The organism is Nitrosospira multiformis, assembly GCF_900110185.1.
Classification (GTDB): Bacteria; Pseudomonadota; Gammaproteobacteria; order Burkholderiales; family Nitrosomonadaceae; genus Nitrosospira; species Nitrosospira multiformis_A.
Window position 1 is genome coordinate 1 of the sequence record NZ_FOCT01000007.1, and the last position, 16,871, is coordinate 16,871.

Genomic DNA, 16,871 nt, shown 5'->3' on the forward strand with positions numbered 1-16,871 from the left:
GCTATTCCAGTTTGTCCTATTTGCGGCAATTTGCCATCGACCGGCTAAAAATAGATCAAAGCTTCGTTCGTGATCTCCCCGAGGACACTGATGCCAAAGCTATTATTTGCGCCACTGTGGCAATGGGGCGCAGCCTTGGCTTACGTGTAATGGCGGAAGGTGTAGAGACGGAAGCGCAAGCCCGCTTTCTTCAAGACATCAATTGCGCGGAAAGCCAAGGTTATCTATATGCAAGGCCCATGATGCCAAATGATTTTGAAGCCTGGCTAAAAGGCAGGAAGCCAGGTTTTTAGGTGCTCGCACAACGGCGCAATCGCAGGCATTCCAACCGCCACTCAGCATTTGTGTCAAAAGCTGCAAAGGCAATGCAACAAGAAGCAACGCCTATGCGATACGGGACTGGCGAACCTGGGAAACGGGGATAATTGATTCCGCACTCGAGTATTCCGGAACCCATCTGGGCAGTTCCCGCTTGACCTCTTCGTCGCTCAGAACCGGATGCTCCTCAAGCCATGCCAGCAGAGCCGTCAGCCATTTTTTGTCTACCTGCCGCGCTTGCGCGATACGCAATTTGGGGTGAGGTGTGGGAAGCGTATTTTCGTCATCAGCCAACAGTTCTTCGTAGAGTTTTTCACCAGGACGCAAGCCATTGTAAACAATTTTTATTTCATCCTCGCTCAATCCGGAAAGACGAATCAGATCTCGTGCAAGATCGGCGATTTTGATCGGTTCGCCCATATCCAGCACGAAAATTTCGCCTCCACGCCGCTTTCCGCCCATCAAACCCGCCTGTAGAACCAACTGCGCTGCTTCAGGTATGGACATGAAATAACGGGTGATTTCCGAGTGTGTTACCGTTATCGGCCCCCCTTTTTCAATCTGCTCCCTGAACTTGGGAATTACGCTGCCCGCGCTGCCCAGCACATTACCGAAACGCACCATGACGAATCGTGGCTCCTGCCTCCTTTCGAGCCTGCTGCCCAGAACAATTTTGCCGGAGGCGTTTTCGGCAGGACTGTCAGGAGATGCAATCGACTGCTGTAACGCCTGACATACCATTTCAGCCAAGCGTTTGCTCGCACCCATGACATTGGTCGGGTTGACGGCCTTATCGGTCGAAATCAGGACGAATTTCTCCACCCCGTACTGGATGGCGGTTTGCGCCAGGACATAGGTTCCACGCACGTTGTTCAGCACAGCCTGCCATGCATTTTCCTGTTCCATCAGGGGCACATGTTTGTAGGCGGCCGCATGAAACACGATAGCCGGCCGGTATTGCAGGAATACTTGTGATAATCGCGCTTCATCCTTGACATCGCCAATGGCGAATATCATGGGAATCTCTGGAAAATCGGCCTGGAATTCCTGTTCTATGCTGTACAGCGCAAATTCATTCAATTCAAACAGCACCAGTTGAGCCGGTGTAAATTTAGCGATCTGCCGGCATAACTCCGATCCGATCGAACCACCCGCGCCTGTAACCAATACCGTTTTTCCCGTCAGTAAATCGTGCAGTCCATCGTTATCCAGCACAACGGGATCCCGCCCCAGCAAATCTTCCGGCTCGACCGTCCGGATTTGTGACACCTTGATGTTGCCGCTCACCAGGTCGTTATAGGAAGGGACGATCAAGGCCTTTACCCCTGCCGTCGCGCACAGTTGCAAGGCTCGACGGCGGTCGCGCAGGAGGCGGTCGGGACGGCGGCGATCAGAGTGGGTGCGATAGGATTTGCGGCGATCTGAAGCAGAGGAGGTGAGGGCGATAATGGCATGCGCAACACCCAGTTTCCGGGCTATCCCCGGCAGATCGTTGATGCGGCCCAGTACTTTGAATCCGTGCAGCATCAGCCCCCGCTTAGCCGGATCGTCGTCAAGGAAACCTGCGACTCGCCATTCCACATTGCGCGCCAGCTCTTTTACCAGCCCGACAGCAGCATCACTTGCTCCTATCACCAGGACGAGATTGCCGCCCGTTTTACTGCGGCCGTAGAGCCGGTGTTCTTTCCAGAACCGGTAAGCGAGACGACTGCTTCCCATGATGAACAGCAGCAGGATGGGAGCCAGTATCAGCACCGTTCTGGGGACACCGACCAGTATCTGCAACATGTATAGCACCAATGGGACGGCTGCGGCCGAGGCGGATACGGCAAACAGGATGCGCCGGAGATCAGGCAGGCTTGCGTAATGCCAGAGTCCACGATACAGCCCAAAGAATAAGAAGGCCGCCGCGTGTATCGGGACCACCCAAGGCAGGATCTCTTCTAAAGATGCCAGATAAACGAAGGGTATCTCGAAATTGAAGCGGAACAGATAAGCCAGTGACCAGGCGACGGCGGCAGCTACAACATCATGCCCGAATGCAATAACTGTTCTTATGTTGAGTTTGGGTGCTGGCATGCTATGAACCGTCTGTGCCATGCCCCAGACGGCGATCGCAAAGGCGCATCATGATCAGATAAATTCCGATCCACGTAATCACCATTCCGAACTGAACAGTCGTGTGTTGCCGAGTCGTCCAGAAGGCGCTGATGGCTGTGGCTGACATCAGAACGTAGCCGATCAGAGCCGTATTGCGATGACCCAGGCCGCTTCGCACCAGGCGCTGGTAATAATGCTCGCGATGCGCCCGCCAGATTTTTTCGCCTCGCAGTCCGCGTTTTATCAGGGTGACGGAAGCATCGACGATAAACGGCGAAAATACGAGCAAGGGAAACCACGCGGGCCAGCAGCCCTTCATCCATCCCATCATACCTAATGCCGCAGCAAGGAACCCGAGCGGAATCGAGCCCGCGTCTCCCATGAAAATGCGCGCGGGATGAAAGTTAAACAACAGAAAAGCCGCTGCTGCTGCGGCAATGCAGAAGTTGGCAATTGCAAAGGTCTCGTTTCCGGAAATCCATGCTGTCGCTCCATAGCAACTGAAACCGATCAGCGTCATGCCGCCTGCCAGTCCATCCGAACCATCCATGAAATTATAGAGGTTGAGCATCCAGGTAATGCCAAGTGCGGCTGCCAGGGCGACAATCCAGCCGTGAGCGGCAGCAAGGGTCACGGCAGAAACCCAGGTTCCGAGGGCCGTATAGATGGCAAGCCTTGGCCATACGGGCAGACTGCGGACATCATCGGCGAAAGATACCGTTACCAGCAGCACAACCGCAATCCATATCGACACCGGTGGTTTTACCGGCAGAAACGTCCACGAGACGAAAATCCCAGACATCAGCCCCAGGCCTCCTGTGCGGGGAACGGGACGAGTATGCAGCGATCGGGAGTTCGGCTGGTCCAGGATTTTGAGAACATTCCCTTTGATCAGATACGAAATTGTCCCTAGCGACACGGCAAACGCTATGAATGGGGGGATCAGATATGAAATCGAGGAGCCGGAATTCATGATCGGATTATAGCCTTGATGACTTATGAGACGCATGCGTGCATACTTCAGTCCATGCCAGTCCCTCGCTCGGGGAGAATGGGGTCAATAATAACGATTTTCGATCCTCCCTCGCTAGCACCTCATTTGCTCTGCACAGTCCGCTTCCAGCCCCGGATCAGGTTCGACATTGTCGGGAGAAGATTCTGAAAATGTCTGTACGAGTTCGCACATAGCAGCGCAAATCGTAAAAAACATTAATGAAAAAAATCTCGCTCAATACGCAAATATTGTGGGGGGTATTCGCCGGCCTCTTCCTGGGCCTGGGTTTATCCCTGCTCGATGAAGAGTCGGCCACTTTCCAGGCCGGATTATATGGCGCCGAGTTGCTTGGAACACTGTTTATCGACCTGCTGAAAATGGTGCTCATTCCGCTCGTGTTCACATCGATCGCAGTGGGCGTGGCCAACTTGCGGGTGCACCAGCAGATGCATAAGGTATGGAAAGCAACCCTTGGTTTCTTTCTGCTTTCGATGGCGCTGGCTGTTCTGCTGGGTTTGAGCGCCGCCAACATTGTCCGTCCCGGAGAAGGATTGCAGCTTGCAATGTTCCAGGATGACATGCAGAAGTTTCAGGCCGGGCAGATGCCTTTAACGGAATTTATTGCGCAACTGCTTCATTCGCTGTTTCAGAACCCCATGACAGCCCTGGCTCAGGGGAATGTGCTCGCAGTGGTCGTTTTCGCGCTCTTGCTGGGCATTGCAATGGTGGTGGGCGGGGAGCGCTACGCCAACATCCTCATACTGCTGCAGGAGCTGCTGGAGCTGATGCTGATGCTGGTTGGCTGGATCATGCGCCTTGCTCCGCTCGGCATCATGGGGCTGCTGGTAAAACTCGCTGCCACACAGGACGTGGCTTTGCTTGCCACGTTGGTAGAGTTCATCATGGTGGTGATTGGAGCCACTCTGCTGCACGGAATAGTAGTGCTTCCGCTGATTCTTTATCTGGTCACGGGAATGACGCCGTTCAAATTCTGGCGCGGTGGCCGCGAAGCACTGATAACAGCTTTTGCGACCAGCTCCAGCTCAGCTACCTTACCCGTCACGTTACGCTGCGTGGAACAGCACCTGCACGTCAAACGCGACATTGCCGGATTTGTCATTCCGTTGGGTGCAACGTTGAATATGGATGGCACTGCTTTGTACGAAGCCGTGGCAGCATTGTTCGTTGCCAACCTCATCGGGATAGAACTTAATCTCGCACAGCAGATGATCGTGTTTTTGACTGCGATGCTGGCTGCCATGGGGGCGCCGGGCATACCCAGCGCGGGAATGGTCACCATGGTGGTCGTGCTGCAATCGGTCGGCTTGCCGGCGGAGGCTATCGCCATTCTGCTGCCTGTTGACCGCTTACTGGATACATTCCGCACCGCGGTCAATGTCGAGGGGGACATGGTGGGGAGTCTCGTCGTGCAGAAATGGGTGAGGAGGGAGTCCATGCGGGGTTCCAGAAGCGATTCCGAAGGGTAAGAGGTATTAAGAGGCTCGAAGAGGGGGTGGCGGGTTTCCCGGCTACTTTCTCGGAGGACAGATTGGACTGTGGTGACACCCAGACGCCCGATGTCAGCTCAATATGGCTTTACCGGTCTTCTTCGCGATGTTTTTCACCGAAGTTCTTTACATAGGTTGCGTGGATTACGCCTCTTCATCGCGTGACTCCGATCATTCCCGATTTTGCTGGCAACACCTGTAGCGGAGGTTGCAAGGCCTTCATTTCGAAAATGATCGAAGCTCTTCAGGTGCGACAATTTGTCACATTCCCACCCTTTCCGAAATCGATTATTCTTGTGTCGCTATTCCATGAGGAACTCGATGTTTTCCATCCCCGGTTTTGCCGGATTTTTTCTGGCGCTTGTTTCCGCAGCTGCGGGTGCAGCAGAGCCGCATTCGACCGGTGAAACCCATCATCATCCGGCAATGCATTCCGCAAAATCCGCCAAGACTGCGCTGGCGGTGGGAGTGACCCTGGATCAGGATGGGCGATTATGGCTGGCGAAAGTTGTCGACCAGCGCTTGCTGGTTTCCTGGTCGGAAGACGGGGGGAGCAGTTTTTCCGAACCCGTAGTCGTAACACCTGAACCGGAAAGCATATCCATCGATGGCGAGAACCGTCCTAAGATCGAGATTGCGCGTGACGGTAGCGTACTTGTAACCTGGACGCAGGTTCTTCCACAGAAATATTCCGGCAATGTGAGGTTTTCACGTTCAACCGACTCGGGCCGGACGTTTTCAAAACCCATTACCCTCAATGACGATGGTCGCGTAACCAGTCACCGCTTCGACTCTCTGGCAATCGACGGGGATGGGAGGGTGATGGTTGCCTGGCTGGATGCGAGGGATCGGGATGCAGCAAGGGAAAAAGGAGAAGAGTACCGGGGTGTATCGCTCTATACCACGCAATCGTTCAACAATGGCGAGAGTTTTGGCCGGAATCGAAGAATCCAGGAGCACACGTGCGAATGCTGTCGGACGGCGCTTACCTGGAGCAGGGACGGACCCGTCGTTTTACTGCGGAATATTTTTGGCGCCAATACCCGTGATTTTGCCGTGGTCAATCTCGATAAGGGCGGCATAAAAAGGGTAAATCGTGACGAATGGCAGATCGATGCGTGTCCGCACAATGGAGGAAGCCTTGCGACGGACCGAAGAGGGCAGTTACATCTCGTCTGGTTCACAAATGGCACGGCAGACCAGGGATTGTTCTATAAGCGGATCGATGGCAATTGGGAATCGAAACCCAAGCCGATAGGCAACGTGAATGCGCAGGCAAATCATGCTTCAGTGGTTGCTGATGGAGAAACCGTCATTCTTACCTGGCGCGAATTCGATGGAAACGCTTATTCCGCAAAGATGATGTACTCGAATGATAGTGGCGAATCCTGGAGTGAGCCGATGCGCTTGATGGAATCCGCTGGCGCGACCGACTACCCTGTGCCGCTGATCGATAACAGGAAAGTTCTGATCGTCTGGAATACCGCAAAGGAAGGTCTGCGTGTTTTACCGATCGAGCGGGTGACCGCCCGATATTCCGGTTAGCCTAAATTCCCTTCTGGATAGACAATGAGCGGCGGATGCGTGGCGCGGAAAACGAGTGCAAGCATCCGGCATGGCTGTGCTTATCAATAATAAAATCAATCGAGAAAGATAATTCAGGTCATGAAACGGATTCCTTTTGCTCTGGTAGGTCTGCTTTGCGTCCCGTCAACGTGGGCGATTCAAGAGATAGAGCAGCCAAAACAGTTTTCCCAGAAAAGCATCCCGGCTCGTCTACCGGTCAATAGTTCATCCATGAACCTGACGCAGGCAGAAGCACCCGTTTCACCAGTGGAAAGTGAGACACGTTCGGGAACGCTGGTGGCGGAAACGACAGCCGCAACGACACCCGATCAACCGCAGATCGATGAAACCGGTGGCAGCGGCAAACCGGATAAAGATAGAGAGGATAAGGAGAACAAGGGCAGCAAGGGGAAGAAAGATGATACGCCAGTGGTTCAAAAAGAAACCGTCTTCAAGGAAATGGTTGTCACTGGCGAGACGGAGCGGGATACGCACTTTACTTCCCCCTCGACACGCGTGACGCGGGCTCAGATCGAGCGGCAGAATGCACAGACTACGGAAGAAGTGCTCAAGTACATGCCCAGCCTGCAAATCCGCCAGCGCTACGTGGGCGATCCCAACGGCGTTCTGGGCATTCGCGGTGCGGACATGTTTTCGACTGCGCGCAACATGGTTTATGCCGACGGTTTGCCTTTGCACAACTTCCTGCAGGCATCTTACAACGGTGCGCCGCGCTGGTCGCTGGTAGGACCGAACGAGATCGATTCCGTCGATGTCGTGTATGGCCCCTTTTCGGCCGAGTACAGCGGCAACTCGATTGGCGGCGTCGTCAACATAAAAACTCGTATGCCGCACAAGCAGGAATTCTACGTCGAGAGCAGTCTTTTCATTCAGCCGTTCAAGATTTATGGGCCGGACAAAGGGACGTTCATAGGCGACCGGCAGTATGTCTCGTACGGTAATCGGATTCAGGACAAGTTTACGGTATTTCTTGCCTACAACCGGCTGGAAGCGCAGAGCCATCCGCAGTCTTATTTCATCGACAACACCGGATTATTCGATACTCCCGGAGGAACTTCGGTAAGCGGTGGCATTCGAACCCCGGATACGCGCGGGACGCCCAGCGTCATTTATGGCGATACCGGACCTGAAAAGGTGAATACTCATCTGTTCAAGGGTAAATTCGGGTATGACATTACTTCCGACCTTCAGGCGCTCTTTACAGTGGCGTATGAAGATCGAACTCGCAATCAGAATCGTCCGCGCAATTATTTGCGCGATGCGAACGGGAATCTGTTCTGGGGTGGTCCTGCTCCCGCCTGCGCGCCCGGTACTCCCTGTGCTAACCCTGAGAACGCCTTGGGCGATGCGTCACTGGATGGAACTCGCTTCGATGTGGTGCAGAGCGGTTTCGGCGGGAGCCAGGACAAACGCGAGACGCTGAATCTGGGTTTGTCGCTTCGCGGCGCCCTGACCCCCGACTGGAATATCGATACGACCATCAGTTATTTCGATGTCTTGAAGGATATCCGGGCCTCAGCCTTTTTCAATCAGGGTGATCCGGCCAATAGCGGGGCCGGACAGCTGCAGGATTTCCGCAAATTCAACTGGCTGAATTATGATCTCAAGCTGGCTACCCCCGCCCTGCTAGGTAACGAAAAGATATCGTTATTGGGAGGATATCACTTTGATCATTACCATCTCAGCTTTCGGCAATATTCCCTCACGGATTACGCTACCCTTGCTCGTGGGGCGTTGCAACCTGATCGCAACAACGACGGACAAACTTCAACACACGCATTCTTTGGTCAATCTGCCATTCGATTCTTGCCGCTTTGGGATGTTACAGTAGGCGCGCGCTGGGAATGGTGGTCAGCCATGAATGGAATTGTAGGAGGTATTGACCCAATAACACGCAACCCTACAAGTACACAGCTACCGAATCGCAATGAATTTGCTGTTTCCCCCAAAGTTTCACTAGGTTATGAGCCTGGGCCGTGGAAAATCCGATACTCGTTTGGTAGAGCTCATCGATTCCCCGTTATAGCGGAGATGTTTCAATCGGTTAGATCGCCCACCAGTATTCTTATCGCCAATGCGGATCTCAAGCCCGAAAATGGTGTGCACCACAACTTCATGGTCGAATATCGATTACCGAAGGGTTACATCCGGGTGAACGCCTTTCGCGACGATATAAAGGATGCTATCCAACAGGTTAGAACTGTCTCGGGCGTAATTACTACCAGTGCATTTCAGAATATCGGGGAGGTCAGCACGACCGGAGTGGAACTGATCTACGATCAAAGGCGGATTCTGGACTCGAAATTTGATTTCATGTTCAACGGCACCTGGATGAATGCGAAAGTGGAAAAAGGACCGATCGTGGATTTCACTACATCTACCGGCGTACCCGCTGACTTTAATCTAACCGGTAAGCAGATCATCCGCTTGCCGCACTGGCGAGCCAATTTTTTCGGCACTTATCATATGACTGAGGCATGGGATATCTCTCTCTCAGGCCGATATACGAGCGACTCGTTCAACGATCCCGACAACCGGGATCATGTAAACAACGTATTCGGTTCCCAGAGCGATTTTTTCTTCATGGACTTCAAGACCAGCTATCGCCACAAGTTCCAGAACGGTCTGAAAAGCCGCTTTTCATTTGGCATCAGCAACCTCAACAACGATAAGGCTTGGGTGTTTCATCCCTATCCGCAACGTACATACCTAGTCGAGGCTGCGTTCAGTTATTAGGGAGATCGGCTGGAATTGGACCGGTTCCGGCTACTCCTCGCATCATTCACAGGAACAGATTGACTACGCCATCGAGCCCGACATGGTTGAGCGCGTAAGTAGCTTTCGCCTGTACCACAGGTTTTGCATGATAAGCAATGCTGACCCCTGCCTCCTCCATCATTTTGAGATCATTGGCACCATCGCCGATAGCAATGACCTGCTCCCGCTTCAGTCCCAGTTCTTCGCGCACTTTTTTCAGCACTTCCCCTTTTCCGGTCGCCCCGATGATATCTCCCAACACCTTGCCTGTCAGTTTGCCGTTTGAGACCTCAAAACGATTGGCCGCAGCATAATCGAGATCCAGCCTGGTTTTTACTCTGTCAGTAAAAAAAGTGAAACCACCGGAAATGACCATGGTTTTGAGACCGGCGGATTTCATGCGTTGCAGCATCTTTTCCGCTCCGGGGCTCAATCGAACCCGTTCGTCATATACCCGCTGCAGAGCGTCTTCATCCAGTCCCTCCAGCAATGCCGTTCGGAGCCGCAGGCTTTCTGCAAAGACGATTTCCCCACGCATGGTCCTCTGGGTGATTTCCGCGACCTGCGCCTTTACGCCCTGCATATCCGCGATCTCATCAATGGATTCGATCGCGAGCAGGGTCGAATCCATATCCATCGCAACCAGGCCAAAATCGGATAGCCGAGCCGATGGGTCGACGAAAGCAAAATCAAGTTCCGCTTCAGCACAATATGCGGCCACCTCTTCCCGCCGGGCTGCATTTTTAAGCCGGAAGGCTTGCCCGGTGATACGTTCGACATGGTTTGCGTCGACCAGTTTCGCCAGTTCCCTTAAATCGCTGTTCTGGATTTCGAGTCCTTGTATGATGAGGTTCATGTTTATTGTTCCAATATTGTCAAGAATGTCCGACAGCCGTGCAAGGAAAGCCGAAGAAACTCTGTGCCGCATTGGCGTTTCCTGCGAAGGGGCGTGGAGCAGTTAGAGCATTGCTCCTTATGCGGGTGGCGGTAAGCAATGGAGTTACCGCTGCAATGTTGAAAGAAGCGAGTGTTTTTAGCGGAAGCGGATATTTTTATAAACTTAGCATTTTGCCATTAATCTCCAGTAACTTCCATATGTAATCCTCTCTTCATCTAAATCCGCTCGCCATCTCTCGAATAATGATGTGAATCCGGCCTCATTCTCGAAGAAGCGTGCTTTACAGGGCTATATAATCCTAATTCTGATATCAGCTTCTTCCAATATCAGCTTCTTCCAGTTCCGAGCGATCATTGAGTATGTTAACCGGGATCGCACAATCGGTTCTTTCAGACGTGCGCCTGACGTCGGGTAATAATAATCATCCAAAGTATTTCTATATAAGAATCGGAGTTGAAAAATCGTGCAATTACTCAGACAGGCCCTCAGACTTTACAGATATCTGAAAATGTGGCTGGAGAAAATATCCGCTCAAGCCGTATTCGTGCTTATTGGTATGAATATTGCCGCGTGCAGCCATATCCAGAAAGTGCATTCACCCGCACCCGAGCCTACAGGAAATTTCCCCCTTGCCCGTGAAATGGCACAGTTTGAATTCGGCTGCAGTAATCTGCGTGCGGAAAGGGAGGCACAGCAGCAGGAAATTCAACGCTTGCAGAAGCTGCTGGCAGAGAAAGAGGCCTATATTCGCAGTCAGGAAGTGCGGCAGCAGGATCAGCAGAAGGCGTTGCAGGAAACCAGCAACCGCGCCGCGCATGCTCAAGTTAGGCTCAGGCGGCTGGCCACCCGCCCTGCCGCTGCCTCTACCATTGCAGAGGTTGAAATGGTTATGGAAAACCTGAAATCTTCCTCTATTACGGGTTCCGAACTGATTCTGCAGAACCAGGCGCAGCGGTTGCTGGACGCGGCGGTTTCCGCATATGAGGGGGACAATTATGCCGCTGCAATGGATTACGCCTCGCAGGCGCGTGAATTCATCAACATGATGAAGAACAACCGTACGCGCAAGGTTCCGGACGCGCATCAGGTCACTGTCCTCTTCCAGGTGCCCATTTCCCTGCGCGCCAGTGCCAACAGTAATCTGCGTGAAAAGCCAGGGTTGAGGGCCCCGATTCTGGGAGTGCTGAAAAAAGAGTCAGCAATGACGGCAGAGGCCTATAGAGGAGAGTGGTTGCAAATTCTTACCGCAGATGGCCGATCGGGATGGATATTAAGTACGCTGGTGGAGGCGCAGGTGGCCAAAGGAATCGATATGGTTGTCAAATAGGATTTAGCGGGAGAAGTATGCCCGATTGCGGCCGGCGCGCTTGGCTTCGTAAAGTGCATTGTCGGCGCGGGAGAATACTGCTGTCGTTGTGCTGTCGTCGGGTCGGCACTCCACGGCGCCGATACTTACCGTGATTGATATCATCGATTTTCCGGCCGGGTAGGTCAGGTTTTCCACATGGGCGCGGATGCGCTCAGCGGTTTTGACAACCTGATCGATGTAGGTTTCGACCAGGATGATGACAAATTCATCGCCACCGTAGCGCGCTGCATAATCAATACTGCGGATTGACTGGAGAAGGATTTGCGCAACCTTGGCCAGGATTTTGTCGCCGGTAATATGGCCGTATGTGTCATTGAGTGTCTTGAAGTGGTCGATATCCAGCATTAGCAGGGCAAAGGGCCGTTGCGTGCGTCTGAATCGCGCGAGTTGATCGGCCAGGATGGCATCGAGCTTGTTGCGATTATAGAGGCCGGTGAGGCTATCGGTAATCGAGAGTTTTTCAAGCATCCGGTTTTGTTGCTGCATGGCTTCATGCGCAGCCATGATTTCGGCGTGGTTCCGGCGCAATCTGTCTGCCATCTGATCAAATACCTTCGTGAGGTGACCGATCTCGTCATTTCGCGTTGCGGAGAGCCGCACTTCCAGGTCGCCATCTGCGATCCGATCCGCCGCACGCATAAGACGTTGCAACGGCACGACGATCGAGCGCCCCATCTGGAATGCCGCCGCGGCTACGATTAGAACCAGCGTGCCGACCAGTATCAGGAGCATATTACGCAGTTCGATCCAGTCGCCATAGACGGCGGCTCGGTCGCGCTCCGCCAGAATGGTAAGGGGAAATTCACGGGATACATCGGCCAGACCAATTACTTCACGGCGTGTCAATCCCTCGAAAAACAGGGATTCGCCGGGTCGTGCGAGAAGATCCCGCAACGAGGAGGCATCGAGTTGCACTATAGTTTCTCCCGGCAGGGTGCCGATGAGAACACGACCATTCGGATCCAGCAGAAATACCTCGCCCGGCGGTGATGTCGAAGAACTCTTCAAATGGGGCTGCAGGTTGCGCAGGTCAAGCACGGCTACCAGGGCACCCATCAATACGTTGTCATATGACAATACCGGAACCGCGACGCTGAGTGTCGCAGTGCTGTACTGCTCGTTCCAGTGAGGGGGTGCGATCACAAGACCTTCCGTGACCGAGTTTTGCGGCCACTCATCGGGGAGTGTTGCTCCCGCGGGTTTTTCGGCGCTGCTGGCGATAATTTTTCCGGATGCGTTCATCACGGTCAATTCCATTATCGCATCGAGTTTTCCCTGAACAGACTGCAGGTAACGCGCGAGGGCTCCCGGATATTTGGCCGACATATCCGCGCGGCGCTGATAAGATGCGGACAATGCCTCGATGACAGCCCCGGATGCGGCGGCAACGTGCGCTTCATGCGCGCGCTTGTCGAGCCAGAATTCTATTTCCCGGCCCGCATAATCCGTGAGCGCGCGAAGCTCGCGCGTGACGTTGGCGTTGATCTGCGCTTCACTCTGCCTGAATGTCAATAATCCGAGCCCCAGCGACGGGATCAGCGTAGCGATGGTGGCGAACACTACGAGTTTGCTCTTAATACTCTTTAATCCGAGCGCCAGCCACGGGATCAGCGTAGTCATGGTGGCGAACACCACGAGTTTGCTTTTAATGCTCTTTAGAAGCGCCATTGGACGGAGTTCCGATAAAGGTTACTTAATGGACAAATACTGTCAAAAATTCAGCAGAATTATTCCGAAAAACAGCGATTGAAATGAGGGCTGCAGATGGCTAAATCAATGTCCCCGGGAACGACGCGCAATTCTATATACCCCGTTCCCGCCTCCATCTACTGAGAATGCGTCACTTTCCGCCCTATCTTATGTGCTCAATTCGGTAAACAAGTCCATTATCCGCCTGACCCGTTCTCTCGCCTCCGCGATACACGTTTTTATTTTCAATCGATCAGGTCCGGAAAGCTGGTAGTCGCGGCTGCGCTGAAGAAGGGCGACAATCCTTGCCGCATCCACGGGGGGATTGGGCGTAAATTGAACCTGAATGGATTCGCTGCTTGCCTCAACACGAATGATTCCCAGCGGCGCTGCAGCGATACGTAAACGGTGGCAATCGAGCAATGCCTTGACCGGATCCGGTAATAGGCCGAAGCGATCCGTCAATTCAATCTGCATTTCATCCAGTTGCTCATCGCTGGTGCAATTGGCCATGCGTTTGTACAGGATCAGCCGCTCATGTATATCACTGCAATAATCTTCAGGCAGCAACGCGGGAACATGCAAGTTGATTTCCGTGGCAACCCCCAGGGGGTGTTGCATGTCGGGCTCTTTGCCTTCCTTCAGTGATCGCACGGCCGCATCCAACATGCTGGCGTAGAGGCTGAAGCCGATTTCCTGCATCTCGCCGCTTTGGGATTCCCCAAGAACTTCGCCAGCGCCGCGAATCTCGAGATCGTGCATGGCGAGGTAGAAGCCGGCCCCGAGTTCTTCCATGGACTGAATAGCCTCCAGGCGCTTCCTGGCCTGAGTCCCCAATGCCTCCTCCTCCGGTACCAGCAGGTAGGCGTACGCCTGATGATGGGAGCGTCCTACCCGCCCACGCAATTGATGCAGTTGCGCCAGCCCGAATTTATCCGCCCGATGGATGATAATGGTATTGGCAGTGGGTACATCGATGCCGGTTTCGATGATGGTTGTACAGAGCAGCAGATTAAACCGCTGCTGGTAGAAATCTTTCATCACATGTTCCAGCTCGCGTTCCCGCATTTGTCCATGGGCGATGCCTATTCGCGCTTCGGGCAGCAGGCGGGCGAGCTTGTCATGCATCGTCTGGATGGTACTCACCTCGTTATGTAAAAAATATATCTGCCCCCCCCGCTTCAATTCCCGCAGGCAGGCTTCGCGAATGATTCCTTCGGAAAAACGGTTTACAAAGGTTTTGATGGCCAGCCGCCGTTGCGGCGCCGTTGCAATGACGGAGAAATCGCGCAATCCCTCCAATGACAAGGCCAGTGTGCGTGGAATAGGCGTGGCGGTAAGCGTCAGGACATCCACTTCGGAGCGAAGGCTTTTCAACTGTTCCTTGTGGCGCACACCAAAACGGTGCTCCTCGTCGATAATGACCAGTCCCAGGTTTTTGAATCTGACGCCTTTCTGGATCAGCTTATGTGTACCGATCACGATGTCTATCTGCCCGTCCGCGAGGCCCGCCAGCGCCTGGGCCTGCTCCTTGCCTGAACGGAAACGTGACAGCTCGGCAATTTTAACCGGCCATTCTTCCGCAATCAGACCGAAACGATCCGAAAAATTCTGGAAATGCTGTTCCGCCAGCAGCGTGGTAGGAACCAGTACCGCGACCTGCCTGCCATCCGCGACAGCGACAAAAGCCGCCCTTAGCGCCACTTCCGTTTTGCCAAAACCCACATCTCCGCAGATGAGCCTGTCCATGGGGCGGGCAGAGGTCAGGTCGTCGATTACCGCAGCGATGGCGGTCGCCTGATCCGGCGTTTCCTCGAATCCGAAACCTTCGACGAAGGCCTCGTAATCCTGCTCTTTCAGCCGAAATGCGTGGCCAACACGGGCGGCACGCTGGGCATAGATGTTGAGCAGTTCCGCCGCGGTATCGCGTACCTGCTGCATCGCCTTGCGCTTTGCCTTATCCCACTGGCCGCTGCCCAGTTTATGCAGGGGGGCGGATTCCGGTGAAGCGCCGCTGTATCGTCCGATAAGATGCAGTTGCGAGACGGGTACGTACAACTTGTCGCCGCCGGCGTATTCCAGCGACAGAAACTCCGTTTCGCCTTCTCCCAGATCCATGCTGACGAGCCCGAGATAACGGCCTATGCCGTGTTGTTCATGTACGACCGGATCGCCCGCCTTGATCTCGGACAGGTCGCGCAGAACGGCATCGGCCGCGCTGGTTTTGCGCGAATCCCGTTCACCCCGGCCGTGCAGGTGTCTGGCATAGAGCTCGCTCTCGGTTACAAAGGCTATTCCTTTCTCCGGGTATATGAAACCATTGTGCAACGGCCCCACACCGAGTACGAAGGGTTTAGTGCCTGCGCGAAATTGCGCATAGTTGTCGCATATGTCCGGATTGAGCCTGTATTGCTTCAAATGATCGGCAATCAACTCACGCCTGCCCAGACTTTCGGCAAGGAGCAACGTTCTTCCCCCTCCGGAGGATTCGAATTCAGCAATAAAGGCAGAAAGTTTTTCCGCCGGATTCACGGCGCGACGGTCGACCTGGAGCGGGGGCAAAGGAATGCTGAAACCTTGCACCTCGACTCCACCGGTTTTCGTCGCCAGTTCTTCCGACGGAATCTCAATGCGCGGGTAGGGTTTCAACGCGCCGAAGAATGCTTCCGTGGTAAGGAACAACTCTGCGGGTTTCAGCAGCGGCCGGTCGCTATCGCCCCGCAGAAGCTGATAGCGCGCCTGAGTGTCATGCCAGAAACTCTCTACCGTTTGATAAAGTTCATGATGCAGGCACAACAGCGCTGTTTGCGGCAAATAATCGAACAGTGTGGCAGTATGCTCAAAAAAAAGAGGCAAATAGTACTCGATACCCGCGGGAGTGCCACCCTTGCTGATATCCTTGTAAATGAGGCTCCTGGAGGGATCTCCCTCGAATTTTTCACGGAATCTGCCTCGAAAGCGGGTACGGCCTTCTTCATCGAGAGGAAACTCGCGCGCCGGCAGTAATCGTATCTCGGTGACCGGATAAACGCTTCTCTGGGTATCGACGTCAAAGGTGCGGATGGTTTCGATTTCGTTATCGAGCAGGTCGATCCTATAGGGCAGCGGGCTTCCCATCGGAAACAGGTCGATCAGCCCACCACGTACGCTGTATTCCCCCGGTGAAAGTACCTGGGTCACATGGCTGTAGCCAGCCAGGGTCATTTGGCTGCGCAACCCGTTCAGGTCCAGGGTTTCGCCGCGAGCGAGAAAGAAAGTGTGTGCCGCCAGGTACTCGGGCGGTGGCATGCGGTACAGGGCCGTGGTGACAGGAACAATCAATATGTCGCAGGCGCCATTCATGAGTTGGTAGAGCGTTGCCAGTCTTTCGGAAACGAGGTCCTGATGCGGCGAGAAAGTATCGTAGGGCAACGTTTCCCAATCCGGCAGCAGCCGGGTTCTCAGCTCCGGTGCAAAAAAAGGTATTTCCTCCAGCAGTCTTTGGGCGGCCAAAGCGCTTGCCGTAATAACGGCAACGGGCTTTGCTTTCGCTTCCAGCGCCAGTTGGGCGAGGGCAAGCGAGTCGGAAGATCCGTCAAAGTGACCGTGGCGAATAGTCGATCCGGATGAGGGAATGGTCAGCTTGAACGCCATTCTGTTTTAATTTGAGTC

The 16,871-nt window shown here is 53.9% G+C and carries 10 protein-coding genes; 5 read left to right on the forward strand and 5 right to left on the reverse strand.

The features are described from left to right. Window positions 1-293, forward strand: a 293-nt coding sequence (locus tag BMY01_RS09225) for an EAL domain-containing protein (RefSeq protein ID WP_139176839.1), incomplete at its 5' end; no start/stop codon positions are given. A gap of 91 nt (window positions 294-384) precedes the next feature. Here the strand turns inward: BMY01_RS09225 and BMY01_RS09230 are convergent. Together BMY01_RS09230 and BMY01_RS09235 are read right to left on the reverse strand one after the other, a co-directional pair. Beyond that, window positions 385-2,397 carry a polysaccharide biosynthesis protein gene (locus tag BMY01_RS09230; RefSeq protein ID WP_074746498.1) on the reverse strand — a complete coding sequence of 671 codons (2,013 nt, stop codon included), beginning with the start codon at window positions 2,395-2,397 and terminating at the stop codon, window positions 385-387. A 1-nt stretch (window position 2,398) separates the two neighbouring features. Next, a complete protein-coding gene (locus BMY01_RS09235) occupies window positions 2,399-3,220 on the reverse strand; it encodes an MraY family glycosyltransferase (protein WP_254772684.1) in 822 nt (273 codons plus the stop codon). Window positions 3,221-3,630: 410 nt separating this feature from the next. Here BMY01_RS09235 and BMY01_RS09240 point away from each other — a divergent pair, with 410 nt between their 5' ends. The 3 genes from BMY01_RS09240 to BMY01_RS09250 all read left to right on the forward strand — a co-directional run bounded on the left by BMY01_RS09240 (window position 3,631) and on the right by BMY01_RS09250 (window position 9,243). Next, window positions 3,631-4,899: a dicarboxylate/amino acid:cation symporter gene (locus BMY01_RS09240; protein ID WP_074746500.1), complete on the forward strand. Its 1,269-nt coding sequence runs from the start codon at window positions 3,631-3,633 to the stop codon at window positions 4,897-4,899. Between the two features lie 342 nt (window positions 4,900-5,241). Beyond that, window positions 5,242-6,465 (forward strand): sialidase/neuraminidase family protein, encoded by a 1,224-nt coding sequence (locus BMY01_RS09245; protein WP_074746502.1) that lies wholly within the window; start codon window positions 5,242-5,244, stop codon window positions 6,463-6,465. A 120-nt stretch (window positions 6,466-6,585) separates the two neighbouring features. Beyond that, window positions 6,586-9,243, forward strand: coding sequence for a TonB-dependent receptor (locus BMY01_RS09250; RefSeq protein ID WP_074746504.1), 2,658 nt, complete (start codon window positions 6,586-6,588; stop codon window positions 9,241-9,243). Between the two features lie 46 nt (window positions 9,244-9,289). Here the strand turns inward: BMY01_RS09250 and serB are convergent, their stop codons facing one another. Next, window positions 9,290-10,120, reverse strand: a complete 831-nt coding sequence (gene serB, locus BMY01_RS09255; protein ID WP_074746784.1) for a phosphoserine phosphatase SerB — start codon at window positions 10,118-10,120, stop codon at window positions 9,290-9,292. 505 nt (window positions 10,121-10,625) lie between these two features. Between serB and BMY01_RS09260 the strand changes: the two genes are divergently transcribed. Continuing rightward, on the forward strand, window positions 10,626-11,489 hold the full coding sequence (locus BMY01_RS09260) for an SH3 domain-containing protein (protein WP_074746506.1): 864 nt from the start codon (window positions 10,626-10,628) through the stop codon (window positions 11,487-11,489). A gap of 3 nt (window positions 11,490-11,492) precedes the next feature. Here BMY01_RS09260 and BMY01_RS09265 read toward each other — a convergent pair whose 3' ends face one another. Continuing rightward, window positions 11,493-13,199: a sensor domain-containing diguanylate cyclase gene (locus BMY01_RS09265; RefSeq protein ID WP_081353863.1), complete on the reverse strand. Its 1,707-nt coding sequence runs from the start codon at window positions 13,197-13,199 to the stop codon at window positions 11,493-11,495. A gap of 189 nt (window positions 13,200-13,388) precedes the next feature. Further along, a complete protein-coding gene (mfd, locus tag BMY01_RS09270) occupies window positions 13,389-16,853 on the reverse strand; it encodes a transcription-repair coupling factor (RefSeq protein ID WP_074746508.1) in 3,465 nt (1,154 codons plus the stop codon). Between the last annotated feature and the right edge of the window lie 18 nt (window positions 16,854-16,871).